The organism is Streptomyces galbus, assembly GCF_005280195.1.
In the GTDB taxonomy this organism is placed as follows: domain Bacteria; phylum Actinomycetota; class Actinomycetes; order Streptomycetales; family Streptomycetaceae; genus Streptomyces; species Streptomyces galbus.
Window position 1 is genome coordinate 319,124 of the sequence record NZ_SZPR01000019.1, and the last position, 25,871, is coordinate 344,994.

General features: G+C 74.9%; 24 protein-coding genes. 13 read left to right on the forward strand and 11 right to left on the reverse strand.

The features are described from left to right. Positions 1–52 precede the first annotated feature (52 nt). Positions 53–2,479, reverse strand: a complete 2,427-nt coding sequence (locus E4U92_RS24750) for an FtsX-like permease family protein (protein ID WP_137302650.1) — start codon at positions 2,477–2,479, stop codon at positions 53–55. Next, entirely contained in the window at positions 2,473–3,231 is a 759-nt protein-coding gene (locus tag E4U92_RS24755) for an ABC transporter ATP-binding protein (protein WP_137302651.1), read from the reverse strand. The genes E4U92_RS24750 and E4U92_RS24755 overlap by 7 nt, the downstream gene beginning before the upstream one ends. A gap of 134 nt (positions 3,232–3,365) precedes the next feature. Between E4U92_RS24755 and E4U92_RS24760 the strand changes: the two genes are divergently transcribed. Both E4U92_RS24760 and E4U92_RS24765 read left to right on the forward strand, forming a co-directional pair. Further along, positions 3,366–4,703, forward strand: coding sequence for a sensor histidine kinase (locus E4U92_RS24760; protein ID WP_137302652.1), 1,338 nt, complete (start codon positions 3,366–3,368; stop codon positions 4,701–4,703). Continuing rightward, positions 4,664–5,335 (forward strand): response regulator, encoded by a 672-nt coding sequence (locus E4U92_RS24765; RefSeq protein WP_174864006.1) that lies wholly within the window; start codon positions 4,664–4,666, stop codon positions 5,333–5,335. Before E4U92_RS24760 ends, E4U92_RS24765 begins: the two co-directional genes overlap by 40 nt. A 30-nt stretch (positions 5,336–5,365) precedes the next feature. On the opposite strand, the gene E4U92_RS24770 is transcribed toward E4U92_RS24765, so the two are convergent. Then, a complete protein-coding gene (locus tag E4U92_RS24770) occupies positions 5,366–5,854 on the reverse strand; it encodes a GNAT family N-acetyltransferase (protein ID WP_137302653.1) in 489 nt (162 codons plus the stop codon). Between the two features lie 80 nt (positions 5,855–5,934). Between E4U92_RS24770 and E4U92_RS24775 the strand changes: the two genes are divergently transcribed. Next, positions 5,935–6,738 carry an exodeoxyribonuclease III gene (locus tag E4U92_RS24775; RefSeq protein WP_168725187.1) on the forward strand — a complete coding sequence of 268 codons (804 nt, stop codon included), beginning with the start codon at positions 5,935–5,937 and terminating at the stop codon, positions 6,736–6,738. 37 nt (positions 6,739–6,775) lie between these two features. Here E4U92_RS24775 and E4U92_RS24780 read toward each other — a convergent pair whose 3' ends face one another. Further along, positions 6,776–7,465: a MerR family transcriptional regulator gene (locus E4U92_RS24780; protein ID WP_137302655.1), complete on the reverse strand. Its 690-nt coding sequence runs from the start codon at positions 7,463–7,465 to the stop codon at positions 6,776–6,778. 125 nt (positions 7,466–7,590) lie between these two features. Between E4U92_RS24780 and E4U92_RS24785 the strand changes: the two genes are divergently transcribed. From E4U92_RS24785 to E4U92_RS24800, 4 genes are all read left to right on the forward strand, one after another. Then, positions 7,591–9,144 carry a flavin-containing monooxygenase gene (locus tag E4U92_RS24785; protein ID WP_137302656.1) on the forward strand — a complete coding sequence of 518 codons (1,554 nt, stop codon included), beginning with the start codon at positions 7,591–7,593 and terminating at the stop codon, positions 9,142–9,144. Beyond that, complete coding sequence (locus E4U92_RS24790) at positions 9,141–10,142, forward strand: alpha/beta fold hydrolase (protein WP_137302657.1); 1,002 nt, start codon at positions 9,141–9,143, stop codon at positions 10,140–10,142. The genes E4U92_RS24785 and E4U92_RS24790 overlap by 4 nt, the downstream gene beginning before the upstream one ends. Then, positions 10,139–11,023 carry an SDR family oxidoreductase gene (locus E4U92_RS24795; RefSeq protein WP_137302658.1) on the forward strand — a complete coding sequence of 295 codons (885 nt, stop codon included), beginning with the start codon at positions 10,139–10,141 and terminating at the stop codon, positions 11,021–11,023. Before E4U92_RS24790 ends, E4U92_RS24795 begins: the two co-directional genes overlap by 4 nt. A gap of 132 nt (positions 11,024–11,155) precedes the next feature. After that, positions 11,156–11,335: a hypothetical protein gene (locus E4U92_RS24800; RefSeq protein WP_137302659.1), complete on the forward strand. Its 180-nt coding sequence runs from the start codon at positions 11,156–11,158 to the stop codon at positions 11,333–11,335. 95 nt (positions 11,336–11,430) lie between these two features. Here E4U92_RS24800 and E4U92_RS24805 read toward each other — a convergent pair whose 3' ends face one another. Beyond that, complete coding sequence (locus tag E4U92_RS24805) at positions 11,431–14,673, reverse strand: S41 family peptidase (protein ID WP_137302660.1); 3,243 nt, start codon at positions 14,671–14,673, stop codon at positions 11,431–11,433. Positions 14,674–14,895: 222 nt separating this feature from the next. On the opposite strand from E4U92_RS24805, the gene E4U92_RS24810 reads away from it, so the two are divergent. From E4U92_RS24810 to E4U92_RS24825, 4 genes are all read left to right on the forward strand, one after another. Further along, positions 14,896–15,495: a TetR/AcrR family transcriptional regulator gene (locus tag E4U92_RS24810; RefSeq protein ID WP_137302661.1), complete on the forward strand. Its 600-nt coding sequence runs from the start codon at positions 14,896–14,898 to the stop codon at positions 15,493–15,495. Between the two features lie 127 nt (positions 15,496–15,622). Continuing rightward, entirely contained in the window at positions 15,623–17,845 is a 2,223-nt protein-coding gene (locus tag E4U92_RS24815; protein ID WP_137302662.1) for an MMPL family transporter, read from the forward strand. Positions 17,846–18,006: 161 nt separating this feature from the next. After that, entirely contained in the window at positions 18,007–18,501 is a 495-nt protein-coding gene (locus E4U92_RS24820; RefSeq protein WP_137302663.1) for a YbaK/EbsC family protein, read from the forward strand. Further along, positions 18,498–19,343, forward strand: coding sequence for a DMT family transporter (locus tag E4U92_RS24825; protein WP_137302664.1), 846 nt, complete (start codon positions 18,498–18,500; stop codon positions 19,341–19,343). Before E4U92_RS24820 ends, E4U92_RS24825 begins: the two co-directional genes overlap by 4 nt. A gap of 15 nt (positions 19,344–19,358) precedes the next feature. Here the strand turns inward: E4U92_RS24825 and E4U92_RS24830 are convergent, their stop codons facing one another. Both E4U92_RS24830 and E4U92_RS24835 read right to left on the reverse strand, forming a co-directional pair. After that, positions 19,359–20,120: a TIGR03943 family putative permease subunit gene (locus E4U92_RS24830; protein ID WP_137302665.1), complete on the reverse strand. Its 762-nt coding sequence runs from the start codon at positions 20,118–20,120 to the stop codon at positions 19,359–19,361. Continuing rightward, positions 20,117–21,145 (reverse strand): permease, encoded by a 1,029-nt coding sequence (locus tag E4U92_RS24835; protein ID WP_137302666.1) that lies wholly within the window; start codon positions 21,143–21,145, stop codon positions 20,117–20,119. The genes E4U92_RS24830 and E4U92_RS24835 overlap by 4 nt, the downstream gene beginning before the upstream one ends. 88 nt (positions 21,146–21,233) lie before the next feature. On the opposite strand from E4U92_RS24835, the gene E4U92_RS24840 reads away from it, so the two are divergent. Beyond that, positions 21,234–21,509, forward strand: a complete 276-nt coding sequence (locus tag E4U92_RS24840) for a DUF1876 domain-containing protein (protein WP_137302667.1) — start codon at positions 21,234–21,236, stop codon at positions 21,507–21,509. Between the two features lie 34 nt (positions 21,510–21,543). On the opposite strand, the gene E4U92_RS24845 is transcribed toward E4U92_RS24840, so the two are convergent. The 4 genes from E4U92_RS24845 to E4U92_RS24860 all read right to left on the reverse strand — a co-directional run bounded on the left by E4U92_RS24845 (position 21,544) and on the right by E4U92_RS24860 (position 25,370). Next, complete coding sequence (locus E4U92_RS24845) at positions 21,544–22,707, reverse strand: serine hydrolase domain-containing protein (protein ID WP_137302820.1); 1,164 nt, start codon at positions 22,705–22,707, stop codon at positions 21,544–21,546. An 83-nt stretch (positions 22,708–22,790) separates the two neighbouring features. Then, a complete protein-coding gene (locus E4U92_RS24850; RefSeq protein ID WP_137302668.1) occupies positions 22,791–23,549 on the reverse strand; it encodes an energy-coupling factor ABC transporter ATP-binding protein in 759 nt (252 codons plus the stop codon). Then, positions 23,537–24,298, reverse strand: a complete 762-nt coding sequence (gene cbiQ, locus E4U92_RS24855; protein WP_137302669.1) for a cobalt ECF transporter T component CbiQ — start codon at positions 24,296–24,298, stop codon at positions 23,537–23,539. Before cbiQ ends, E4U92_RS24850 begins: the two co-directional genes overlap by 13 nt. Position 24,299: 1 nt before the next feature. Next, a complete protein-coding gene (locus E4U92_RS24860) occupies positions 24,300–25,370 on the reverse strand; it encodes an energy-coupling factor ABC transporter permease (protein ID WP_137302670.1) in 1,071 nt (356 codons plus the stop codon). A gap of 142 nt (positions 25,371–25,512) precedes the next feature. Between E4U92_RS24860 and E4U92_RS24865 the strand changes: the two genes are divergently transcribed. Further along, positions 25,513–25,863 carry an SsgA family sporulation/cell division regulator gene (locus E4U92_RS24865; RefSeq protein ID WP_137302671.1) on the forward strand — a complete coding sequence of 117 codons (351 nt, stop codon included), beginning with the start codon at positions 25,513–25,515 and terminating at the stop codon, positions 25,861–25,863. Positions 25,864–25,871: the final 8 nt, after the last annotated feature.

Sequence of the window (25,871 nt, forward strand, 5' to 3'; positions counted from 1 at the left end):
CCTCGTTCTCGGCGCCGTTCTCGGCGGCCGGGGCGGGCCGGCGCACGACAGGCTAGTTCCCCCCACCGACACCGGCCCCCGAGAGGGACCTGGCCGTCGCGGTCGAGGTCGCGGTCAGGGACAGCAGGGCGCAGGCGGTCGTCGTCCAGGCGATCGGGCGCCACGGGACGGTCAGGGTGGGCGGGGAGCCGAGCAGGTGCAGGGCCGCTGTCAGGCCCGAGAGGCCGGTCAGCGTCACCAGGACGCCCAGGGCGGCGCCCAGGGCCACCGCCGTCAACGTCTCCAGGGCCGTCAGGCGCAGGATCTGGGCACGGGTGAGGCCGGTCAGGCGGAGGGTGGTCAGCTCCGTGCGGCGGGCCGCCGTCGCCATCAGCGCCGTGTTGGCGACCGACAGGCCCGTGTAGAGCAGGGCGATGCCGAGCACCAACAGGACGCCCAGGCGCGTGGTGCGGTTCGGGGCCGGCCAACTCGCCCGGACCCACTGCGCCTTGGTCCGCAGCCTCACCCCTTCGACCGCCCTCAGGTGCCGGGCCACCGCCGCGGCCGACGCCCCCGCGCGCACCCGCACGTCGACCCGGTCGACGCCCGCTCCCGGAGCGTTCGCGGGGGTGACGTAGGCCCCGGTGCCGCCCGTGCCCGTGGCCAGGACCGCCACGACGCGCAGGGTGCGCGGGGTGCCGTCGCCGCGCCAGATTCGTACCCGCTCGCCCACCCGGTGCCGGGCCCACTCCCGGGTCACCACGATCGCGTCGTCGTCCAGGTCGGCGAGGTGCCCGGCCGTCACCGGCAGGCGCACCGTGCGGGCCAGCGGGCCCGGTTCGGCCGCGCGGGCCGGGAAGGCCACCAGGGCGACACCGTCCTCCAGGGTCTGCACGGCGGTCGTGGCCGTCGCGGACACCTCGGCGCCCGGCACCCGCCGCAGCCGGGCCAGCGCCGCCGGGGCGAACGTCGTGCCGTCCGCCGGCGTCACCACGAAGTCCGCGGCCGTCTGCCGGTCCACCTCCGCCGCGCGCGCCCCGCCCAGCGTCGCCGTGGCACCCAGCAGCGAGCCCGCGAGCGCCACGGTCACCAGGACGGGCGCCGCCAGCGACGCGGTGCGCCGGGCGCCCGTGAGGACGTTCTGCCGCACCAGCAGGCCGAGCACCCCCGGCAGCCGCACCAGCAGCCGCGCCAAGGGGCGCACCAGTGCCGGGGAGAGGACCGCCACCCCGCTGATCAGCAGCAGGGGACGGCTGACCCAGGTCTTGCGGTGCAGCAGGTCACCCGGGTCGGTCAGCAGCGTGTACGCCAGGGTCGCGGCCGCCGTCAGCAGCAGGACCGCCCCGCACACCCACCGCGCGCGGGGCAGCCGGGCCGGGTCCACGGAGACCTCCCGCAGCGCGTCCACGGCAGGCGTGCGCCCCGCCCGCCACGCGGCGCTGCTCGCGCCCGCCAGGGCGACCGACAGACCCGTCCAGAACGCCACGTGGTACGGCCACACCGCGCCGCCGACCCGGTACCAGGCCGGGGCCAGACCACCGTCGACCACCAGCGCGGCCAGGTGCGGGGCGGCGTACGCCCCCAGCGCGCAGCCGGCCGCCGAGGCGAGCGCGCCGACCAGCAGCGCCTCCACCAGCACCGCGCGCCGGAGCTGACCGGGGGTCGCGCCCGCCGTGCGCAACAGGGCGAACTCCCGGCGGCGCTGCGCCACCGCGAAGGCGAACGTCGAGGACACCACGAACACCGACACGAACCCGCTGACCCCGCCGGCCGTGCCGAACAGGGCGTTCAGCGCGGTCAGCGCCTCCGCGTCGCGGTCCGGGTCGGCGTCCGCCAGGCGCCGCGCCGCGCCGGTCAGGACCCGCACGCGTGCGTCGCCGCGCAGCGCCGCCCGGACGGCGGTGGCGTCCGCCTCCACCACCGCCTGCCGCACCTCGGGGGCGAGGGCCGCCGCGCGGGCGTCCGTGTAGAAGACCGGACGCTCGGGGCCGACGGCGCGGACCGTGCCCACGACGGTCACCGTGCCGTGGGAGGTGCGCAGGCGTGCGCCGGGACGCGTCCGGCCGCCGGCCGTCACCACCTCGTCCGGCGCCGCGGGGGCCCGCCCGGCGGTGAGCGCGTACGGGGCGAAGCGCGCCGTCGACCAGGGGTGGCCCACGAGGCCGTCGGGGCCGCCGGGCAGGCGGACCGGGAAGGAGCGGTCCGGGGTGACGCGCCCGAGCGCCGCGAGCGCGGCCAGCGTGGCGGGCCGCAGCGGCGGGGCGTGGGGGAGGCGGGCCGTGCGGGGGCCCGCCGGGGTCGGCACCTGGAGCGTGTCGTCGGCCCGGACCACGACCGGTGCGGCGGCGAACCGCTCCGGGGAGCGGTCCGGCGCGTGCAGCGACGCCGCGAGGGCCTGCCCCATCACGGTCAGCAGGGCGACGCCCAGCGCCAGCGCGACGAAGCTGCCGGCGAAGGACGTCCGGCGGGCGTACAGGGTGCGCAGGGCGGTGGTCAGCACGCCGCCGCCCCCGCCGCCGTACGGCTCTCCAGGGACGCCATCCGGGCCGCGACCGTCTCCGCGTCCGCCGCCGCGAGCTCGTCGTGCACCCGGCCGTCGACCAGGAACACCACCCGGTCCGCCGCCGCCGCCGCGGCCACCGGGTCGTGCGTGACCATCACGACCGTCTGCCCCTCGTCGTCCACCAGGGCGCGCAGCAGCGTCAGCACCTCGCGCGCCGTCGTGGAGTCCAGCGCGCCCGTCGGCTCGTCGCCGAACAGCACCTCGGGTCGGGTGATCAGCGCGCGGGCCACCGCGACGCGCTGCTGCTGGCCACCGGAGAGCCGGGCCGGGTGGTGGTCCGCGCGGTCGGCGAGACCGACCTGGGCGAGCGCGGCACGCACGCGTGCGCGGGACGGACGGCGGCCGGCCAGACGCAGCGGCAGGGCGACGTTCTGCTCGGCGGTCAGCGCCGGCAGCAGGTTGTACGACTGGAAGACGAACCCGATCCGGGCCCGCCGCAGCAGCGTGAGCCGGCGCTCGCCCAGCCCCGTCAGCTCGGTGCCGCCGATCCGCACGGAGCCCGACGTCGGCCGGTCCAGACCCGCGGCGCACTGCAGGAGCGTCGACTTGCCCGAGCCGGACGGGCCCGTCACGGCGGTGAAGGAGCCCCGCGGGAAGGCGAGCGTGACGTCGTCGAGCGCGGTCACCCCGGTGCCCTCGGCACCGTATCGCCTGCTCACGGAGGTCAGTTGGACGGCGTGTGTGGTCATGACCCCACGAAACCCCGCGCGAGGGGCCCGTGTCGGTCGGGCAGGGGTGACAGCCGGGGTGGGGCCAGGCATACCCCCCGTGCTCCGGCTGGACGGATGGCCCGGCCGGGGGCGGCGCTCCTACGGTGATCCGCATGCGTCCTCGTACGGTGTGGCAGGCCCTGGCCCGCCCGGACTACCTGCTGTCCTCGTGGCCCTGGCGGGCCGCGGGCTACCTGCTGACGGGAGTGGTGCTCGGAGTCGTCGTCCTGGCCGGGCTGGTGGGGCTCGTCGCGGCCGGCGGGCTCCTCGCGGTGGTGCTCGTCGGACTGCCGCTGCTGGGACTGGCGGCGCTCGCGGGCCTGCCCGTCGCGGCCGTGGAGCGGTGGCGGCTCGGGTGGCTCCGCAAGGGGCCCGACGACGGCGGAGGCACCGAAGCGGCCCGCCTCCCCGCGCCCGCACACGTCGATCCCCCCGCCCCCGGACTGCGCAGCTGGCTCGGCACCCGGCTCCGGGAGGCCGCCACCTGGCGGGAGTTGGGACAGGCGCTGCTGACCGGGTTCCTGCTGTGGCCGGTCGAGGCGCTCGTCGTGACCGTCGCCCTGGTGTGCCCGGCGGCGCTGGCCGCGACACCGCTGCTGCTGGCGACCGCGGGGGAGGGGCGGGAGCTGAAGGTGCTCAAGGCGGTGACCGTCACCGGGCAGGCGCAGGCCGGCGGACTCGCCGCGCTCGGGCTGGCGGCGCTCGCCACCGGGCTGTACGGCGTCGGCGTGGCCGCCGGCGCGCGGGCCGGGCTCACCCGCCTGCTCGTGCTGCCGCGCGCCGGCGAGGCCGAGGCCAGGGTGCGTGAACTGGCTCGCTCCCGCGTGCGGTTGGTGGACGCGTTCGAGGCGGAGCGGCGGCGGATCGAGCGCGACCTGCACGACGGGGCGCAACAGCGGCTCGTCGCCCTCACCATGGCCCTCGGCCTGGCCCGGCTCGACGCACCGCCCGGCGGGCCGCTCGCCGCACAACTGGCCGGGGCGCACGCCCAGGCGGACGCGGTGCTGGCGGAGCTGCGCGAGCTGATCCACGGCATCCACCCCCAGGTGCTCGCCGACCACGGGCTCGCGGCGGCCGTGGCGGACGCGGCCGACCGCTCGCCCGTCCCGGTCGAGACGGACGTCGACCTGCCGGGCCGGCTCCCCGGGGCGGTGGAGGCCGCCGCGTACTTCGTGGTGCGCGAGGCACTGGCCAACGTCGCCCGGCACAGCGGGGCGCGACGCGCACGTGTGCGGGGCGGCCACCGGCGGGGGCGGCTCGTCCTGGAGGTCGAGGACGACGGGCGGGGCGGCGCCGACCCGGCCGCCGGCTCCGGGCTGACCGGACTCGGGGACCGGGTGTCGGTGCTCGATGGGAGACTGAGCGTGACCAGCCCGCCGGGCGGGCCCACCCTGGTGCGAGTGGAGATCCCGTGCGCGACGCAGCCCACGGCCGACGGCCCCTGCGCGTAGTCCTCGCCGAGGACGGCGTGCTGCTGCGCGACGGCCTGACGGCCCTGCTGGAGCGGTTCGGGCACCGGGTCGTCGCGGCCGTCGGGGACGCCGCCGCCCTGCTCGAAGCGGTCCGGGCGCACGACCCGGACGTGGTCGTCACCGACGTACGGATGCCGCCCGGGTTCACGGACGAGGGGCTGCACGCGGCCGTGCGGCTGCGCGCCGAGCGGCCCGGGCTGCCGGTGCTGGTGCTCAGCCAGTACGTGCAGCGGACGTACGCGGGCGAGCTGCTCGACTCCGGGGACGGCACCGCGGTCGGCTACCTGCTCAAGGACCGCGTCGGACAGGTCGAGGAGTTCGTGGCCGCCCTCGACGAGGTCGCGGCGGGCGGCACGGTCGTCGACCCGGAGGTCGTACGGCAGTTGCTGCGCCGGCGCCGCGATCCGCTGGAGCGGCTCACCCCGCGCGAACGGGAGGTGCTCGCGCTGGTGGCCGAGGGCCGCTCCAACGGGGCCGTCGCCCGCGCGCTGGTCGTCTCCGAGGCGGCCGTCGGCAAGCACATCGGCTCCATCCTCACCAAGCTCGACCTGCCGCCCGCGGACGACGTGCACCGCCGGGTGCTGGCGGTACTGGCGTACCTGCGGGAGTGACGCCGGGCCGTCAGCCTGTGCGGGAGGGGGTCACCGGCTCTCGCGCAGCGGCTTGGCGTAGCACAGGCTCGCCTCGTGGTGGCGGTAGTAGCCGAACTTGGCGCACGGCTCGTAGCCGCTGGAGGTGTACAGGGCGACGGCCTCCGGCTGCTGGGTGCCCGTCTCCAGCACCATCCGCACCCGGCCCGCCGCCCGCGCGTCCTCCTCCAGCGCCGCGAGCATCCGCCGGGCCAGCCCGAGGCCGCGCATCTCGGGCACCACGTACATGCGCTTCAGCTCCGCGTCGCCGTCCTCGTTGCCCTCGTCGTTGCGGTCCTGACTGCGCCAGCCGCCCGTCGCGACCGGACGGTCCAGCTCGTCGTAGGCGATGAGGTACACGCCGCGCGGCGGCTGGAAGTCCGACGGCGCGAGCACGGTGGCGTCGCCCCCGTCGCCGTAGCGCACGTGGTATTCGGCCTGGACCTCGTCGTTGAGCTTGACGGCGTCGGGGTGGTCGAAAGGCACGGGGCGTATGTTCATGCTGCTCACTGTACTTATATGCGCACGCATGGGGTGCGGGGCGAACGGGTCGCCCTCCAGTGTGCCGGTATCGTGCCCGGGTGCTGACCGTGACCTCCGTGAACGTGAATGGGCTGCGCGCCGCCGCGAAGAAGGGCTTCGTGGAATGGCTCGCCGACACCTCCGCCGACGTGCTCTGCCTGCAGGAGGTGCGCGCCGAGCCCGGGCAGCTTCCCGCCGCGGCCGGTGCGCCGGAGGGCTGGTTCGTCGTGCACGCGCCCGCCGCCGCGAAGGGCCGGGCGGGCGTCTCCCTCTACAGCCGCCGCGAGCCGGACGCCGTGCGCGTCGGCTTCGGCTCGGCCGAGTTCGACACCTCCGGCCGCTACGTCGAGGCCGACCTGCCCGGTGTCACGGTGGCCTCCCTCTACCTGCCGTCCGGCGAGGTCGGCACCGAGCGCCAGGACGAGAAGGTCCGCTTCATGGACGCCTTCCTCGCCCACCTCAAGGAGCTGCGCGAGCGCGCCGCGGCGGACGGCCGCGAGGTGCTGGTCTGCGGCGACTGGAACATCGCCCACGAGCCGGCCGACCTGAAGAACTGGCGCGGCAACACCAAGAACTCCGGCTTCCTGCCCGAGGAGCGCGCCTGGCTGACCCGGGTCCTCACCCCGGAGGAGGGCGGCTACGTGGACGTCGTGCGGGCACTGCACCCGGGTCTCGAGGGCCCGTACAGCTGGTGGTCGTACCGGGGACGGGCCTTCGACAACGACAGCGGATGGCGCATCGACCTCCACGTCTGCACGCCCGGCCTGGCCGGGAAGGCGGTCAAGGGGTACGTGGAGCGCGCGGCCACGCACGCGGAGCGCTGGTCGGACCACGCGCCGGTGACGGTCGTCTACGACCTCTGACCCGGCGGCCCCCCCCCGGGCACCCTCCGGCGGGTCGTCAGGCCCGTTCCCCGTCCCCTTCGCCGTCCCCTTCCCCCCGCTTCCCCCTCCGCTCCCGCACCCGTCGGTCCAGTGCCAGGGAGAGTTCCGCCTCGACCACGCTGCGGGCCAGGGGGCGCAGGCGGTGGAGGTTCTCCTCGGGGCCGTGGCGCAGGATCAGGTCGGTGAAGAGGTCGGCCAGGGCGTCGGCGTGCTTGCGGACCCGGGCGCCCGCGGAGAGGACCTCGGCGAGCGGGATGCCCTCGCGGACCAGGGCGGAGGAGACGTCCAGCAGGCGGCGGCTGATGTGGACGATCTCGTCGCCGTCGGTGCCCAGGTAGCCGAGGTCGAGGGCGGCGGCCAGGTTCTCGGGGGTGACCTCGCCCTCGAAGCGGGCGGCGAGTTCCTCGGGGGTGAGGCGGACCGGTTCCTCCTCGGTGGGCGGGGCGACGCCGAGGAGGTCGGCGACGTCCCGGCCGTGGTCCAGGGCCTCGGCCAGTTCGGCGATGCCGCTGAGGGTGTGGCCGCGCTCCAGCAGCGCCGCGATCGTGCGCAGCCGGGCCAGGTGGTGGTCGTCGTACCAGGCGATCCGGCCCTCGCGGCGGGGCGGGGACAGCAGGCCGCGCTCCCGGTAGAAGCGCAGGGTGCGCACCGTGATGCCGGCCCGCTCGGCCAGCTCCGCCATGCGGTACTCCCGCTTGTCTGCCACGTCCGCACCTTAGTTCGTACCGTCGGTAACTTTCTCCGGCCGACCCCCTACCCATGAGTACGCCGCTCCTCTACTCTCCCATTGCGCCAGTGTTCACTGGCAGAGTCGCGCGAGGAGGGTCTCGGATGGCCGAGCAGGAGCGGGTACGGGTGGCGGTGATCGGGTCCGGCTTCGGCGGGCTCGGCGCGGCCGTGCGGCTGCGCCGCGAGGGGATCACCGACTTCGTCGTCCTGGAGCGGGCGAGCAGCGTCGGCGGCACCTGGCGGGACAACAGCTATCCCGGGTGCGCGTGCGACGTGCCCTCCCACCTCTACTCCTTCTCCTTCGCGCCCAACCCCGACTGGCCGCGCACCTTCTCCGGGCAGGAGCACATCCGCGCCTACCTGGAGCACGTCGCCGACGTCTTCCACCTGCGCCCGCACCTGCGCTTCGACTCCGAGGTGCGGCGGATGACCTGGAACGCCGAGCGGCTGTGCTGGGACATCGAGACGGCGAGCGGCGCCCTGTCGGCGGACGTCGTGGTCTCCGCCACCGGACCGCTGTCCGACCCGAAGATCCCCGAGTTCCCGGGCCTCGCGTCCTTCCCGGGCAAGGTCTTCCACTCCGCCCGCTGGGACCACGACTACGACCTCACCGGCAAGCGGGTCGCCGTCGTCGGCACGGGCGCGTCCGCCATCCAGATCGTGCCCGCCATCCAGCCGAAGGTCGGCCGCCTCACCCTCTTCCAGCGGACCCCGCCGTGGGTGATGCCCCGCGTCGACCGCGCCATCAGCGGCGCCGAGCGGTCCCTGCACCGGGCGCTGCCGGTCACCACCCAGGTGCGCCGCGGGCTGCTGTGGGGCATCCGGGAGCTGCAGGTACAGGCGTTCACCAAGCGGCCCGACGAACTGGGCTTCGTGGAGAAGCTGGCCAAGCGCAACATGGCCCGCGCCATCAAGGACCCGGCGCTGCGGGCCAAGCTCACGCCCGACTACCGCATCGGCTGCAAGCGGATCCTGCTGTCCAGCACGTACTACCCGGCGCTCGCCCGGCCCAACGTGGACCTGGTCGCCAGCGGGCTGCGCGAGGTGCGGGGCTCGACCCTGGTGGCCGCCGACGGCACCGAGGCCGAGGTCGACGCGATCGTCTTCGGCACCGGCTTCCACGTCACCGACATGCCGATCGCCGAGCGGGTCGTCGGGGCGGAGGGCCGCACCCTCGCCGAGGTGTGGAAGGACGGCATGGAATCCCTGCGCGGCGCGACCGCCGCGGGCTTCCCGAACTTCATGACGATCATCGGGCCCAACACCGGCCTGGGGAACTCCTCGATGATCCTGATGATCGAGTCCCAGCTCAACTACCTGGCCGACTACCTGCGCCAGTTGACCGTCCTCGGCGGCCGTGCGGCCCTCGACGCCCGGCCCGCTGCCGTGCTTGCCTGGAACCGGCGCGTGCAGGAGCGGATGCGGCGCACCGTGTGGAACACCGGCGGCTGCACGAGCTGGTACCTCGACGCCAACGGGCGCAACACCACCATCTGGCCCGGCACCACGGCCGAGTTCCGCCGCGCGACACGGCGGGTGGACCTCGCCGAGTACCAGGTGGTCCGGCCCCGGGACGGCCAGGACGGCCCGGGCTCCGCGGGTACCGCGGACGCGACGGCCGCGGCGGGCACCGCCTCCGCGGAGGTGGCCTCGTGAGCCGGCGCCCCGCGCACGTCACCTCCGGGCCCTACGCGCCGCCCGTGCCCGCGCGGGAGCTGAGCGTCGTCTCGGCCGACGGCGCACGGCTGCACGTCGAGGTGCACGGGCCGGACGGCGCCCCGGCGGTCGTGCTGGCGCACGGCTGGACCTGCTCGACCGCCTTCTGGGCGGCGCAGATCCACGCGCTGGCGGCCGACCACCGGGTCATCGCCTACGACCAGCGCGGCCACGGGCGCAGTCCCGCGAGCACCGCCTGCGGCACCGACGCCCTCGCCGACGACCTCGAGGCGGTCCTGCTCGCCACCCTCGCACCGGGCGAGAAGGCGGTCGTCGCCGGGCACTCGATGGGCGGGATGACCGTGATGGCCGCCTCGGCGCGCCCGGCGTTCCGCGCGCACGCGGCGGCGGTCCTGCTGTGCAGCACGGGCAGTTCGCGACTGGTCGCCGAGTCGACGGTGCTGCCGCTGCGGCCCGGCCGGCTCCGGACGTGGCTGACCCGGCACGTCCTCGGCTCGCGCGCGCCGCTGGGCCCGGTCACGCCGGCCGCGCTGCGGATCCTGAAGTACGCGACCATGGGCGCCGGTTCGAGCCCGCACATGGTGGAGGCGTGCGCCCGGATCGTGCACGCCTGTCCGCGCGGGGCGCGGCACGCCTGGTCGCAGGTGCTGTACGTGCTCGACCTGGACGACGCCGTACGGGAGTTGGACGTGCCGACCGCGGTGGTCGTCGGGACCGCGGACCGGCTGACGCCCCCGCGGCACGCCCGTTCGCTGGTGGCCGCCCTGCCGCGGTGCGTCGGCCTGACCGAGCTGCCGGGCATGGGCCACATGACGCCCGTCGAGGCGCCGGAGCTGGTCACCGCCCGGATCCGGGAGCTGGTCGCGACGTACGTCGGTCCCCACACCGCGGAGGGCCCGGCCGGGGTCTCGGCAACGCCACCGGCCGCACGCACCGCACACACCCCACAGACCGCACAGATCAAGGAGGGCGCATGAGCAAGGTGAGCCTGGAGGGCCAGGTCGCCGTGGTCACCGGAGCGGCGCGCGGCGTGGGCGAGTTGCTCGCCCGCAAGCTGTCGGCGCGCGGGGCGAGCGTCGCACTGGTGGGCCTGGAGCCCGACCTGCTCAAGCAGGTGGGGGAGCGGCTGCACGGCGACAGCGACCACTGGCATGCCGACGTCACCGACCACGAGGCGATGGCCCGGGTGGCGCGCGAGGTCAAGGAGCGGTTCGGGAAGGTCGACATCGTGGTGGCCAACGCCGGGGTGGCCACCGGCGGGCCGTTCGTCGACTCCGACCCGGACTCCTGGCGCCGGGTGATCGAGGTCAACCTCATCGGATCGGCGGTCACCGGGCGGGCGTTCCTGCCGGTGCTGATGGAGAGCCGCGGCTACCTGCTGCAGATCGCCTCCCTCGCGGCGATCACCCCGGCGCCGATGATGACGGCGTACTGCGCGTCCAAGTCGGGCGTGGAGGCGTACGCGCACAGCCTGCGCGCCGAGGTCGGCCACCGGGGCGTGCGGGTCGGGGTGGGCTACCTGTCCTGGACCGACACCGACATGGTGCGCGGCGCCGACCAGGAGGACGTCATGCGGGAGTTGCGGCAGCGGCTGCCCTGGCCGTCCAACAAGACGTATCCGCTCGGCCCGGCGGTGGACCGGCTCGTGGCGGGGATCGAGCGGCGGTCGAGCCATGTGTACGGGCAGTGGTGGCTGCGCGGGATGCAGGGGGTGCGCGGCTATCTGCCGGGGCTCATCGGGACGGTGGGGCAACGGGAGATGAAGCGGTTCGCGCCCCGGCTGCAGGGGATGAGCACGGGGCTGGTCGGGGCCGGCGGAGCGGCCGACGAGCAGGCGCGCGCGGCCGGTCGACGGTGACGTCCGTGCTGGTCAACACCCTTGCGGCTACGCCCTGTAAGTGATCGACATGCGGAGCGTGTCGGCCCGTGTGAATCTGGTCGTGGCCCCGCGAGGGGCCCCGATCCCCCACTCACACAGGAGTGAACCCACATGGGTATGAAGGACAAGTTCCAGGACCGGACCGAGCAGTGGCAGGACCAGGCTCGGCAGAAGGTGGACGAGGCCAAGGAGCGCATGCCGCAGCGTGGCCGCAGGTCGCCGCAGGACGAGGAGTCCGAGCGCGGCCGCCGCGAGCCGGAGGAGCGCTTCGACCAGGACTACGAGGCCTGACCCTCGTCCTGCGGCCCTGGCCGACTTCCGTGGGGTGCTCCGCTTCGGCGGGGCACCCCACGCCCCGTTCCGGGGGCGGCCGGCCCGCCGCGGGTTCACGCCTCCCGCGGCGGGAGCTTCGGCCGTGACCGGTCCGGCACGTCCCGGCGGTCGGGCGGGGAGGCGGGCGGGTGGGTCTCCAGCAGTTCCAGCGCCAGCCGTACGGCGTCGTCGAGTTGGGCGTAGCGCCCCTCCGCCCAGTCCAGCGGGGTGCGCAGGGCCTCCAGGTCGGGGGCGACACCGTGGTTCTCGACGGACCAGCCGTAGGCGTCGAACCAGGCCGCGTTCATCGGCACCGTGATGACCGTGCCGTCACCGAGCCGGTGACGCCCCGTCATCCCGACCACGCCGCCCCAGGTGCGCTGTCCCACCACCGGTCCGAGGCCCAGCAGTCTGAACGCGGCGGTGATCATGTCGCCGTCGGAGGAGGTCGCCTCGTCGGCCAGCGCCACCACCGGTCCGCGCGGCGCGTTGGAGGCGTACGACACGGGCTGGGCGTCGCGGGTCAGGTCCCAGCCGAGGATCCTGCGGGTCAGCTTCTCCACCACGAGTTCGCTGATGTGCCCGCCCGCGTTGCCGCGCACGTCGACGATGAGCGCGGGCCGGGAGACCTCGCCGCGCAGGTCGCGGTTGAACTGGGCCCAGCCCGAGCCGCCCATGTCGGGGATGTGCAGGTAGCCGCACCGGCCACCGCTCAACTCCCTTACCACCGCCCGCCGTTTGGCGACCCAGTCCTGGTAGCGCAGCGGCCGTTCGTCGATCAGCGGGACCACGGCGACGCGCCGGGCGCGGCCCGCCTCGCCCTCGGCGGGGGTGAAGGTGAGCTCCACGGTGGTGCCGCCCGCGCCGGCGAGCAGCGGGTACGGGCCGGTCACCGGGTCGACCGGGCGGCCGTCGACGTGGGTGAGCACGGCGCCCTCGCGGATGCCGGTGCCGGCGAGCGGTGAGCGGGCCTTGGAGTCGGAGGAGTCGCCGGGCAGGATGCGGCGGGCCGTCCAGTCGCCGTCCCGGCACACCAGGTCGGCGCCCAGCAGGCCCTGCCAGCGCTGGTAGTGGGCGGGACCCTCGTTGCGGCGGGAGGCGGTGACGTACGCGTGCGACGTGCCCAGTTCGCCGAGGACCTCGCGCAGCAGGTCGGCGAACTCGTCGGGGGAGGCGACGCGTTCGACGAGCGGCCGGTACTGGTCCAGCACCGCCTCCCAGTCGATGCCGCACATCCCCGGGTCCCAGAAGTACGCCCGGATGAGCCGGCCGGCCTCCTCGTAGGACTGGCGCCACTCGGCGCCCGGGTCCACCTCGTGCAGGATGCGCCTGAGGTCGATCCAGACGGTCGAGTCGCCGTCGCCGGTCTCGGTGGAGGGGACCGCGCGCAGGTCGCCCTCGTCGACCACGACCAGCCGGGTGCCGTCGCCGCTGACCTGGAACCAGTCGAGGTGGCCCACGAGTTCGGACTTCCTGGCCCTGGTGACGGCGAAGTGCTCGAGCGTCGGCCGCCCGCTGGTGTCGTCCGGGTTGGCGAACGTCTCGCCGAGCGCCCCGGAGATGGGCCAGCGCAGCCACACCAGGCCGCCGCCCGCGACGGGGCGCAGCGCGGAGTACTTGGAGGCGGTGACCGGGAAGGGCGTCACCCGGCTGGCCAGGCCCTCGACCTCGACGGTCACGGTGCCGTCCCCGGCGCCCTCGTCCTCGACCGGGTCCAGGCCGCCCGCCGCCGGGCGTCCCTCGGGGCTGAGGGCGAAGGGGGAGGGGGTCGCCGACGACAGCGGCACCAGGTAGGGGCGGCAGCCGAGCGGGAAGGACAGGTCACCGGTGTGGACGTCGTAGACCGGGTCGAAGCCGCGCCAGGACAGGAAGGCCAGGTAGCGCCCGTCCCGGGTGAAGACCGGGTTCTCGTCCTCGAAGCGCCCGTCGGTCACGTCGACGACCGGCCGGTCGCCGGTGCCGGTGATGCGGGCGACCTTGATCTGCCGCAGGGAGCGCCCGATGCCCGGGTGCGACCAGGTCAGCCAGGCCCCGTCGGGTGAGAAGGCCAGGTCGCGCACGGGCCCGTTGTCCGACCGGACCAGCTCGGTGACCTCGCCGTCGGAGCCCTCCGAGGCGTCGACGAGCAGCAGCCGCCCGTCGTGCGCGGCGAGGGCGAGCCGTTCGCCCTGCGGGTCACAGACCAGTTCCAGGACGCGGCCCAGTTCCCCCTGGGCGAGCCGGCGCGGTGCGCGGTCGCCGGAGGCGCGCGGCAGGTGGGCGATCTCGACGGCGTCCTCGCCCTGCGCGTCGGTGACGTAGGCGACCTGTCCGCCGGGGCCCAGCATCGCGGGCAGCCGGACGCGCACGCCCGGGGTGTCGGTGAGGGTGCGGGCGGGGCCGTCGCGGTGCGTCAGCCAGTACAGGCTGCCGCGCACGACGACCGCGCTCGCCCGGCCGGTGTCGTCCACGGAGAGCCCGTCGACGTGCTGGGCGGCCGGGATCTGGTGGGGCCGGCGTCCGGGGCGCGGCCCGTTCAGGCGGACGTCGATCCGGCGGGGCGCGGAGCCTGCGGCGAGGTCGTCGACGATCCACAGGTCGCCGGCGCACTGGTAGACCACGCGCGTGCCGTCGCTCGACGCGTGCCGGGCGTAGAAGGCGTCGTGGTCGGTGTGGCGGCGCAGGCCGGTGCCGTCGTGGGCGCACGAGTAGAGGTTGCCGACGCCCTCGTGGTCGGAGAGGAAGGCGATGCGGTCGCCGACGAACATCGGGGAGTGCAGGTGGCCGCCGAGGTCCGGCAGCAGCCGCTGTCCGTGCAGCCAGAGCCGGCCCGTGGCGCCGCCCCGGTACCGCTTCCAGGCGGCGGGCTCGTGCGGCGGGGTGCCGGTGAGCAGCAGGCTGCGGCGCTCCCCGTCGAGGTCGGCGACCTGGATGTCGGAGACCGGGCCCCAGGGGAGCTTGCGGCCGGGGGCGCCGTCCAGGCCGACCTTGTAGGCCCAGGTGAAGTAGGAGAACGGCTCGCCCTGGGAGGTGACGGCCAGGATGTCGCCCTCGGGGGTCCAGCCGCACACGCGCGTGTCGGAGCTGCCCCAGTGCGAGAGCTGTCGGCCGGGGCCGCCGTCCACCGGCACGAGGTGGATCTCCGGGTCGAGGCTGCGCCAGCTCGTGCAGGCCACGTGCGTGCCGTCGGGCGAGAGGCGGGGGTGGCCGGTCCTGGTGCGGTCGGCGGTCAGGCGCCAGGCGCGGCCGGGCCCGTCGAGCGGCGCCAGCCACAGGTCGTCCTCGGCCACGCAGCACAGCAGGTCACCGCGCAGGTGCGGCAGGCGCAGATAGCTCACCTCCCCATGCTTTTCCGGTGCGGGGGGCCGGGCAACTCGGGCGGACCGTGCACCCTCCCCGCGCCCGCGGGGGCGGCGCTCTTACCCGGCTCCTACACACGTGAGCCAGCACACGTACGAAACGGTTTCGTTTCGTTGACAGGCAGGGTATGTTCGTCTGCGTAAGGACACCCGGGCCCCGCCCGGGCCGGAGACCCGCGGGAGCGGAGAGGGGCGCACGGTATGACGGACACCGCGACGGCGCGCCGCAGTCGCATCACGCCCGAGCGCGAGGCCGAGCTGTACGGGGCGGTCCTCGACCTGCTCCGCGAGGTCGGCTACGACGCCCTGACCATGGACGCCGTCGCCGCCCGCACCCGCTCCAGCAAGGCCACGCTCTACCGCCAGTGGGGCGGCAAGGCCGACCTGGTCGTCCGGGCCATCCGGCACAGCAAGCCGGGTCGCATCGACGAGATCGACACCGGCAGCCTCCGGGGCGACCTGCACGCCCTGGTCCGGCTGGAGGACGACTGCACCATCGAGCGGAACTCCGCGCTCATGCGGGGCGTCGCGATGGCGATGCACAACAACGCCGATCTGCGCGCGGCCTTCCGCTCGCAGCTCGTCGAACCGGAGATGTCCTCCTTCCACGAGGTGATCCAGCGCGCGGTCGACCGGGGCGAGGTCCGCCCCGACTGCCCCGCACTGGACTTCCTGCTCCACATGATGGTGGGCGGCTTCGCCACCCGGGCCCTGCTCGACGACCAGCCGCCGACGCAGGCGTTCCTCACCTCGTACATCGACGCCGTGGTCCTCCCCGCCCTCGGCGTCCCCACCACCTGACCGGGTCCCGCGACCCGGACACCACCTGACGTCACCGCTCACGTCGTCGGGCCGATCACCCCTGTCCCCACCACGGGTCGATCACCCCTGCCCTGACCACCCCACGACTGACCGGGAGTACGCCTCCGTGGCCACGTTCCTGTACCGGCTCGGCCGGTTCGCCTTCCGCCGACGACACTTCGTCGCCCTGATCTGGGTGGCGCTGCTGACCCTCGCCGGGGTCGGCGCGGCCAACGCGCCCGCCGCCGGCAGCACCTCCTTCTCCATCCCGGGCACCGAGGCCCAGAAGGCCTTCGACCTGCTCGAACAGCGCTTCCCCGGGACGAGCGCCGACGGCGCCACCGCCCGGGTCGTCTTCAAGGCCCCGGCCGGCGAGAAGATCACGGACGCCGGCAACAAGGCCGCCGTCGAGAAGACCGTCGGCACCCTGTCCGACGGCTCCGAGGTCGCCTCCGTAGCCGACCCCTACACCGGCAAGGCCGTCAGCAAGGACGGCACGATCGCGTACGCCTCCGTGAAGTACGACGTCTCCGGCATGGAGCTGGCGGACTCCTCACGCGACGCGCTGAAGGAGGCCGCGCAGGACGCGCGGGACGCCGGACTGACCGTCGAGGTCGGCGGCGACGCGCTGAACGCCGCCCCCGAGACCGGCGCCACCGAGGTCATCGGCATCGGTATCGCGGCCGTCGTCCTGGTCATCACCTTCGGCTCGCTGCTCGCGGCCGGGCTGCCGCTGCTGACCGCGCTCATCGGCGTCGGCATCGGCGTCTCCGCCATCACCGCGCTGGCCAGCACCCTGGACCTCGGCTCGACCACCTCCACGCTGGCCACGATGATCGGCCTGGCCGTCGGCATCGACTACGCGCTGTTCATCGTCTCCCGCTACCGCGCCGAACTCGCCGAGGGCCGCGACCGCGAGGAGGCCGCCGGCCGCGCCGTCGGCACCGCCGGCTCCGCGGTGGTCTTCGCCGGTCTCACCGTCGTCATCGCCCTGGTGGGCCTGTCCGTCGTCAACATCCCGATGCTGACCAAGATGGGCGTCGCCGCCGCCGGCACGGTCGCCATCGCCGTGCTCATCGCGCTGACGATGATCCCGGCCCTGCTCGGCTACGCGGGCCGCAAGGTGCGCCCGATGGGCGAGAAGAGCAAGCTCCTGGGCGGCGGCCGGGCCCGCGCGGCCGACCGCGCGGCCAAGCCCAACCTGGGCACCCGCTGGGCCTCCTTCGTCGTACGGCGCCCCGTCGCCGTCCTGCTGCTCGGCGTCGTCGGCCTCGGCGCGGCGGCGGTCCCGGCGGCCTCCCTGGAACTTGGCCTGCCCGACGACGGCTCCCAGCCGACGTCCACCACCCAGCGCCGCGCCTACGACCTGCTCTCCGAGGGCTTCGGCCCCGGCTTCAACGGCCCGCTGATGGTCGTGGTGGACGCCAAGGACAGCACCGACCCGCAGGCCGTCTTCCGGGACGTCGGCAACGAGATCAAGCGCCTGGACGACGTCGTCACCGTCACCCCGGCCGCGGCCAACAAGGCGGGCGACACCGCCACCATCACCGTGATCCCCGGCTCCAAGCCGTCCTCGGCGACCACCGAGGACCTGGTCCACGCGATCCGCGACAAGGGCGCGGACGTCAAGGCCGACTCCGACGCGAGCGTGCTGGTCACCGGCTCGACCGCGATGAACATCGACGTCTCCCAGAAGCTCAACGACGCGCTCGTGCCCTACCTGGCGCTGGTCGTCGGCCTGGCCTTCCTGCTGCTGATCGTGGTGTTCCGCTCCGTCCTGGTCCCGCTGAAGGCGGCCCTGGGCTTCCTGCTGAGCGTGCTGGCGGCGCTCGGCGCGGTGGTCGCGGTCTTCCAGTGGGGCTGGCTGTCCGGCCTGATGGGCGTCGAGGAGACCGGCCCGGTGATGTCGATGATGCCGATCTTCATGGTCGGCGTGGTCTTCGGCCTCGCCATGGACTACGAGGTGTTCCTCGTGACCCGGATGCGGGAGGCGTACGTCCACGGCGAGAAGCCGAGCCAGGCCGTGGTCACCGGCTTCAAGCACGGCGCCCGGGTCGTCACCGCCGCCGCGGTGATCATGATGGCGGTGTTCGCCGGCTTCATCGGCTCCAGCGAGTCGATGGTGAAGATGATCGGCTTCGGCCTCGCCATCGCCGTCTTCTTCGACGCCTTCCTCGTCCGCATGGCCCTGGTCCCGGCCGTCCTCGCGCTGCTCGGCCGCCGCGCCTGGTGGCTGCCGAAGTGGCTGGACCGCGCGCTGCCCAACGTGGACGTCGAGGGCGAGGGCCTGCGCACCGCCACCGGCGCCCCCAGCCGGGACGACGACGACAAGGAGTTGGTGCGCGCCTGACGCACCGCTCCGACCGGAACGGCCGGTGAGGGATCCGTGGGGACGGGGCGTCCTCACCGGCCCGCAGGACGGGGGCCGGCCTCCCGGGGCCGGCCCCCTCCGCACGTGCGGAGCGGACCGGGTCAACCCGTTCGCCCGCGCCTGCCGCTAGCGTGCCGTCCATGACGACGCCAGACGCAGCACACCCCCTCTTCGCCGAGGCCCTGCGCCGGATGGGGCTCGACGCGCTGAACGCCCAGGTCCGCCGCTTCCCCGACGCCACGCGCACCGCCGCCGAGGCCGCCGCCGCGATCGGGTGCGAGCTGAGCCAGATCTGCAAGTCGCTGGTCTTCGCCGCCGACGGGGTGCCCGTCCTGGTCCTCATGGACGGCGCCTCCCGCGTCGACGTCGGCCTCGTCCGCGAGGAACTCGGCGCCGACGCCGTCACCCGCGCCGACGCGGCCCTCGTCCGGGAGACCACCGGGTACGCCATCGGCGGGGTGCCGCCCTTCGGGCACCGCACGGCGACCCGGGTCCTGGCCGACCGCGGCCTGCTCGCGCACGACGTCGTCTGGGCCGCCGCCGGCGACCCGCACACCGTGTTCCCCCTGGCCCCGCGGGACCTCGTCGCGCACGCCGGGGCCACGCTCGCGGACGTGCGCGAGCGGACCGCGTGACGCCGCTGGTCACCAGCGCGGTCCTGCTCGCGGCGGTCACCCACGCGCTGTGGAACGCGATCGCCCACCGCATCACCGACAAACTCGTCGGCTTCACCCTGATCGCGGGCGGCGGCGCCCTCATCGGGTTCGCCCTCGCACCGTTCACCGCGGTCCCGGCGGCCGGGGCCTGGCCGTACCTGCTCGGCTCGGCGGGCATCCACGTCGCCTACTACCTGCTGCTCATGCGGTCGTTCCGGCTCGGCGACTTCGGGCAGGCCTACCCCCTCGCCCGCGGCTCCGCGCCGCTGCTCGTGACCGTGCTGGCCGCGCTCGTCGCGCACGAGGTCCCGGACGCCTGGGGGGCCGCCGGCATCGCCCTGTGCTGCCTGGGGCTGACCGGCGTGGCCCTGTGGGGGCTGCGCGGGCGCCGGCCGGACGGGGCCGCGGTCGGCGCGGCCCTGGCGACCGGCCTCACCATCGCCGCGTACACCGTCGTCGACGGGCTGGGCGTGCGCGCCTCCGGCTCCTCCCTCGGGTACATCGCCTGGCTCATGGCGATCCAGGGCGTGGTGCTGCCGGCCTGGGCGTGGTCGCGCTGGCGCGGGGGGACGGCCGCGCGGCTGCGTCCCTTCGCCGCGCTCGGACTGCTCGGCGCCGCGCTGTCGGTGGGCGCCTACGGCCTGGTCCTGTGGGCGCAGACCCGCGCCGACCTGGCCCCGGTCTCCGCGCTGCGCGAGTCGTCGATCCTGGTCGGCGCGGCCATCGGGGCGCTGTTCTTCAAGGAGCGTTTCGGCGCGCCCCGGATCGCCGCGGCGGGCCTCCTCGTCGTGGGCATCGGGCTGATGCTGCACACCGGGTGACGCCGGGGCCGCCGGTCAGCGGGTGACGAGTGGCGGGCCGTCGGTGTAGCCGTTGGACGGGCGGGCGATGCGCTCGACCGTACGGGCGTCCAGGCCCGCCTCCGCCGAGGGGGTGCCCAGGGTGCCGGACGGGTGCCAGGTCCCGGTGACCGCGACCCAGGTGTCGGCCTTCGGCGCCGCGACGCCGTGGACGTGCACCTTCACCGACTGGGCGTCGGCGGCGCAGCAGTTGAGGATCAGCCGGGTCAGGTACCAGCCGTCGCCGCTGCCGTCGGGCGTGACGAACCCGGCCAGCAGCACCGTACGTCCCTGGACCGCCCGCGACCGGTCCTGCTGCACCCGGCGCGTGAAGTCGCCGAGCGTGAGCGGCAGCGGCGAGACGGCGGGCAGCGGGTCGAAGTCGTCCTGGCCGGTGACGGTGACGGCCTGGGGCGTCTCACGGGAGGCGGTGTAGGCGCCGAGGGCGGGCGGGGCCCAGAACAGCAGGCTGAGCGCGGGCAGGAACAGCAGCCAGGCCACCCACGGCGGGCCGTGGCCGTGGTCGTGCCCGTGGGGGTCCCTGGCGGAGGCACCGTCGGCCGCCGGGGCCCGCCGCAGCCGGGCCGCGGACGACCAGCCCTCCGCCGCCCCGAGGGCCAGCAGCACCACGCCGGACGCCACCAGCAGCGGGCGCATGCCCTCCTTGACGTAGCGCAGGAACAGGTCGGAGAAGAGCGTCGCCTGCAGCAGGCCGAGGCCGCTGAGGACGAGCAGGAGTGCCTGGACGGGACGTCTCACAGCAGGATCCCCCCGACGAGCGCGCTGCACGCCACCGCGACCACCGCCGTGGCCGTGGAGAAGCGGACCGCGAAGGCCCGCCCGAAGGTGCCCGTCTGCAACGCGATCAGCTTCAGGTCGACCATCGGGCCGACCACCATGAACGTCAGCCGCGCCACCGGCGAGAAACCGGACAGCGAGGCCGCCACGAAGGCGTCCGCCTCCGAGCACACCGCCAGCAGCACGGCGAGCGCCGCCAGGAACAGCACCGACAGCCAGGCCGACCCGGCGAACGTGTCGAGCACGGACCGCGGGACGGCGACGTTGAAGGTGGCCGCGGCCATCGCGCCGACCACCAGGAACCCGCCGGCGTGCAGCAGGTCGTGCTGGAAGCCGGCCCGGAACTCCGCCCAGCGGCTGTGCCCCGGCCGGTGCCCGGTGTGCCGTACGGCCGGGCGCAGCCACTCCTCCTTGCCGAGCCACAGCCACAGCCAGCCCATGGCGCAGGCGGCGGCCAGGGAGGCCACCAGCCGGGCCAGCACCATCTCCGGGCGGCCCGGGAAGGCGACGGCGGTGGCGGTGAGCACGATCGGGTTGACGGCCGGGGCGGACAGCAGGAACGCGAACGCGGCCGCCGGGGTCACCCCGCGGCCGATCAGGCTCCTGGCGACCGGCACCGACGCGCACTCGCACCCCGGCAGCACCACCCCGGCCACCCCGGCGACGGGCACGGCGAGCGCCCGGCGCCGGGGCAGCACCCGCTGGAACACCGAGGCGGGCACGAAGGCGTTGATCGCGCCCGAGAGCGCGGTGCCCAGCAGCAGGAAGGGCAGCGCCTGCACGCAGACCGCGAGGCACACCGTCCGCCACGCCAGCACGGCGGGCGCGTCCGTCCACCGGCCCAGGACGACCAGCGCGGTCCCCGGCAGCAGGGCGGCGCCCAGCAGCAGGAGCGGCCAGTGCCGTGGCCACTCCCGCGCGCGGACGGCGTCCTCGTCCGGGGCGGTGTCCGGCTGCTGCTGCGGGAGCTGGTCTGTGCTGTGCATGGCCGCATCAACATAGCGGCCCGGCGGACGCGTGCGTCGGCAGGTCCCGAGGAGCACCCTGGAAGCAGGTCTCGTGGAGGTGGTCGTCATGATGCACACCGCAGTGGGATGGCACGTCGAGCTGGAGTTCCTGGAGGACGGCCGGCACACGCGCGCGGTGGCGCTGGTGCGATTGCCCGACGGCACCGAGGTCCGCGCCCACGGGCACGCCACCCGCCACGACACCGACGCCGACCAGCCGCGCACGGGCGAGGAGATCGCGGGCGCCCGGGCGCTCAACGAGATCGCCATGCGGCTGCTGACCAAGGCGCACGACGAGATCGACTCGGCGTCGGGCCGCACCTCGCACCCGATCAACGTCTGAGGCGCGCGGGGCGGGTCCGCGGCCCCGGCCCGGGTCAGCCGGCGAGCGCCTCGCGCACCGCGCGGACCAGCGCCTGGGCCCGGGGGTCCGCCGTCACGCTGGAGCGGAAGCCGTTGGTGACGTAGCCGAAGGCGATGCCCGACCCGGGGTCGGCGAAGCCGAGGGCGCCGCCGCGGCCGGGGTGGCCGAAGGAGCCGGGGGACAGCAGCGGCGAGGCGCTGCCGTGCAGCATCGGCCCGAGGCCGAAGCGGGTCGGCACCACGAGCACCCGGTCGGGCCCGGCCGACCGCTCGCCGCGTGCCAGCTCCACGGTGTCCGGCGTGAACAGCCGCGTCCCGCCGTCCACCTCGCCGATCAGCGCGGCGTAGACGCGGGCCAGGCCGTCGGCGGTGGCGATGCCGTTGGAGGCGGGCAGGACGGCCGCGCGGTAGACGGGGTCGTTCTCGTCGGGCACCGGGGTGATCGCGGCGAAGGCGCGCCGGGTGAGGGAGGCGGGGTCGGCGTAGGCGTCGGCGACGGCCCGCTTGGGGCGGACGCGCAGGGCGCCGGACGGCTCGGGCGCCTGCAGCCGGCCGACCCGGCCCACGCGGTGTGCCTCGGCGGCGGGCAGCCCCAGCCAGAAGTCGGCGGCGGCCGGCCCGGCGACGTGCTCGGCGATCCAGTCGCCGGCCGAGCGCCCGGTGACGCGCCGCACCAGTTCGCCGGTGAGCCAGCCGAAGGTATGGGCGTGGTAGCCGTGCGCGGTGCCGGGCTCCCAGACGGGCGCCTGGGCTGCGACGGCGGCGGCCGCGAGGTCCGGGTCGGCGGCCTCGGCGGGGGTCAGCGGCCGGTCCAGCACGGGCACGCCCGCCCGGTGGGCGAGCAGGTCCCGCACGCGCGTGTGCTCCTTGCCGGCGGCCTTGTACTCGGGCCAGTACGTCCGCACCGGGGCGTCCAGGTCCAGCTCGCCGCGCTGGTGCAGCAGCAGGAGGGCGGCGGAGACCACGCCCTTGGTCGCGGAGCGCACCATCTGCGCGGTGCCCCGCTCCCACGGCAGCGTGCCGTCGACGTCGCGGGTGCCGCCCCACAGGTCGACGACCCGGTGTCCGTCCCGGTAGACGGCGACCGCCGCGCCGCGTTCCCCGAGGGTGCGGAAGCCGGCGGCGAACGCCTCCGCGACCGGCTCGAAGCCCTCGGCCACCGCACCGTTCACCCGCACGTCCACGCCCGACCGTCCTCTCCGCTCACCTTCGACCTGCGGTCAACGCGTGCGACGCCCCTGGGATTCCTGGGTCCGGCGCGTCACGCGCCCGTGGCGACGGACCGCGGGTCGAAGCCGAACGGCAGCTCCAGGCGGTGGGCGCGCATCAGGGCGTCGTCGGCGAGGAGTTCGGCGGTCGGGCCGTCGGCCGCGATCACGCCGTCGCTCAGGACCAGGGCGCGCGGGCACAGTTCGAGCGCGTAGGGCAGGTCGTGGGTGACCATCAGCACGGTCACGTCCAGCGCGCGCAGGATGTCGGCGAGTTCGCGCCGGGAGGCCGGGTCGAGGTTGGACGAGGGCTCGTCCAGGACCAGGATCTCCGGCTCCATCGCCAGCACGGTCGCGACGGCGACCCGGCGCCGCTGTCCGAAGGACAGGTGGTGCGGCGGACGCTCCTTGAACTCCGCCATGCCGACCTGCGCGAGCGCCCGGTCGACCCGCTCCTCCAGCGCCGCGCCCTTGATCCCGGCGGCCGCGGGCCCGAACGCGACGTCCTCGCGCACCGTCGGCATGAAGAGCTGGTCGTCCGGGTCCTGGAAGACGATGCCGACCTTGCGGCGGATCTCGGCCATGTGCTGCTTGCCGACGGGCAGTCCGGCGACGGTCACCGAGCCGGTGCCGCCGGAGAGGATGCCGTTGAGGTGCAGCACGAGGGTCGTCTTGCCGGCGCCGTTCGGGCCGAGCAGCGCGACCCGCTCGCCGCGCGCGATGGAGAAGTCGACGCCGAACAGGGCCTGGTGGCCGTCCGGGTAGGCGAAGGCGAGGCCGGAGACCTCCAGGGAAGCAGTCACAGGGTCCATCCCAGCAGACACACGACGAGGGCGGCGCACGGCAGGGCGAGGGCGTACGACCACTGCGCCCGGGACGCGGTCACCTCGTCGATCACCGGCATGGATCCGGCGTAGCCGCGGCTGACCATGGCCAGGTGCACGCGCTCGCCGCGTTCGTAGGAGCGGATGAACAGCGCGCCCGCCGACTTGGCGAGCACGCCCCAGTGCCGCACGCCCCGCGCCTCGAAGCCGCGGGACTCGCGCGCGATCCGCATGCGCCGCATCTCGTCGGTGATCACGTCGCCGTAGCGGATCATGAAGGAGGCGATCTGCACGAGCAGCGGCGGCAGCTTCAGCCGCTGCAGCCCGAGCAGCAGTTCGCGCAGTTCGGTGGTGGCCGCCAGCAGTACCGACGCGGCGACGCCCAGGGTGCCCTTGGCGAGCACGTTCCAGGCGCCCCACAGGCCGTTCACGCTCAGCGACAGCCCGAGGACGTCGACCCGCTCGCCCTCCGCCACGAACGGCATGAGCACCGCGAACGCGACGAACGGCACCTCGATCAGCAGCCGCCGCAGCAGGAACCCGGCGGGCACGCGCGCGCGGTGGGCGACGAGGGCCAGCAGCACGGCGTACAGGGCGAACGCCCACATCGCCTCGCGCGGCGTCGACACCACGACCACCACGAAGGCGAACGCGGCGGCGAGCTTGGTGTGCGGCGGCAGGGCGTGCACGGGCGAGTGCCCGTGCCGGTACAGCCGGTGCGCGTGCCCGGCGCCCATGTCAGACGTTCTCCACGGTGGTTCCGGTCGTCGAGACGGGCGACACGTCGTCGGCCGTACGGCGCCGGCGCAGGGTCCAGAAGACGGCGCTGCCGGCCACGACGGTCACCCCGACTCCGATGACGCCCGCCAGCCCCCCGGACAGGCGGGCGTCCTTGACGTCCTTGACGCCGTAGTCGGCGAGCGGGGAGCCGGCGCCGGCGTGCTGCTCGGCCTTGCGGTCGATGCCGTGGTCGGCGGCGACCTTCTCCAGCCCGTCGGGGGAGGAGGAGGCGTAGTAGCTGACGAAGCCGGCCAGCACGAGCGAGGTGACCAGGCCCGACACCCACAGCGCGCGCCGCGAGGTGCGCGCGGCGACGGGCGCCGCGGCCGGGGCCGACGGCGCGTCGACGAGCTCGCCGTTCACCCGCAGCTTCAGCCGCTGCTCCAGCCCGCGCGCGCCGTGCACCAGGTCGGGGCGCACGGCGATCACGGCGCCCACGGTCAGCGCGGTGATGACGGCCTCGCCGATCCCGATCAGCACGTGCACGCCGATCATCGCGGTGGCGACCTTGCCGATCGAGACGTCGGTGGTGCCGCCGATCGCGTAGATCACGGTGAACGCGACCGCCGCGGCCGGCACGGAGACCAGCGCGGCCACGAACGACGCCACGGTGACCGAACGGCGGCTGCGCGGCAGGACCTTCACCAGGGCGCGGAAGAGGGCGTAGGAGACGACCGTGGTCACGATCGCCATGTCGGTGATGTTCACGCCGAGCGCGGTCAGCCCGCCGTCGGCGAACAGGATGCCCTGCATCAGCAGGACGACGGAGACGCACAGGACCCCGGTACAGGGACCCACGAGGATCGCGGCGAGCGCGCCGCCGAGCAGATGGCCGCTGGTCCCCGCCGCGACGGGGAAGTTCAGCATCTGCACGGCGAAGATGAACGCGGCCACCAGGCCGGCCAACGGCGCGGTCCGCTCGTCGAGTTCGCGGCGGGCACCGCGCAGGCTCACGGCGATGGCGCCGGCGGCGACCACGGCGGTCACGGCGGACGTCGGGGCGTTGATGAATCCGTCGGGTACGTGCACTGTTCGATGATAGAGCCTTGTTGCAAACCCCTTGCAAGAGCGATCTCATCGCCCGGAGGCGCAAAACGGAAAATATGAGACATTGGTGAGGGGGTGGACGCACAGCTTCCACACAGGTCACCGAGCGTGAAGGGGCCGTCCGATGTCCGTAGTCGAACAGTACGCACGAGCCCACATCCTCACGGACGCCGACCGGCTCGAAGAGGACCTCGGGGCCGTCCCGGTCGTCCTGCGCTACGACCCCGACGCCGACCCGCGCTCGGTCCGGGTCGGCCTGCCCGGACCGCACGAGTGGACCCTCTCCCGCGCCCTGCTCGAACAGGGCCTGCGCGCCCCGGTCCGCAGCGGCCAGGTACGGGTGTGGCCGTGCGGCCGGGTGCAGGCGATCGTGGAGTTCCACTCCACGCAGGGCGTCTCGGTCGTGCAGTTCGAGACCAAGGCGCTGACGCGCTTCCTGCGCCGCACCTACACCGCCGAGCCCGTCGCGGGCTGAGCGGCGCG

Coding starts and splice junctions, on each gene's coding strand:
- E4U92_RS24755 (WP_137302651.1), bottom strand. CDS start 3,231: ATGACCACACACGCCGTCCAACTGACCTCCGTGAGCAGGCGATACGGT.
- E4U92_RS24760 (WP_137302652.1), top strand. CDS start 3,366: ATGCGTCCTCGTACGGTGTGGCAGGCCCTGGCCCGCCCGGACTACCTG.
- E4U92_RS24770 (WP_137302653.1), bottom strand. CDS start 5,854: ATGAACATACGCCCCGTGCCTTTCGACCACCCCGACGCCGTCAAGCTC.
- E4U92_RS24785 (WP_137302656.1), top strand. CDS start 7,591: ATGGCCGAGCAGGAGCGGGTACGGGTGGCGGTGATCGGGTCCGGCTTC.
- E4U92_RS24795 (WP_137302658.1), top strand. CDS start 10,139: ATGAGCAAGGTGAGCCTGGAGGGCCAGGTCGCCGTGGTCACCGGAGCG.
- E4U92_RS24800 (WP_137302659.1), top strand. CDS start 11,156: ATGGGTATGAAGGACAAGTTCCAGGACCGGACCGAGCAGTGGCAGGAC.
- E4U92_RS24810 (WP_137302661.1), top strand. CDS start 14,896: ATGACGGACACCGCGACGGCGCGCCGCAGTCGCATCACGCCCGAGCGC.
- E4U92_RS24820 (WP_137302663.1), top strand. CDS start 18,007: ATGACGACGCCAGACGCAGCACACCCCCTCTTCGCCGAGGCCCTGCGC.
- E4U92_RS24835 (WP_137302666.1), bottom strand. CDS start 21,145: ATGCACAGCACAGACCAGCTCCCGCAGCAGCAGCCGGACACCGCCCCG.
- E4U92_RS24840 (WP_137302667.1), top strand. CDS start 21,234: ATGATGCACACCGCAGTGGGATGGCACGTCGAGCTGGAGTTCCTGGAG.
- E4U92_RS24850 (WP_137302668.1), bottom strand. CDS start 23,549: ATGGACCCTGTGACTGCTTCCCTGGAGGTCTCCGGCCTCGCCTTCGCC.
- cbiQ (WP_137302669.1), bottom strand. CDS start 24,298: ATGGGCGCCGGGCACGCGCACCGGCTGTACCGGCACGGGCACTCGCCC.
- E4U92_RS24865 (WP_137302671.1), top strand. CDS start 25,513: ATGTCCGTAGTCGAACAGTACGCACGAGCCCACATCCTCACGGACGCC.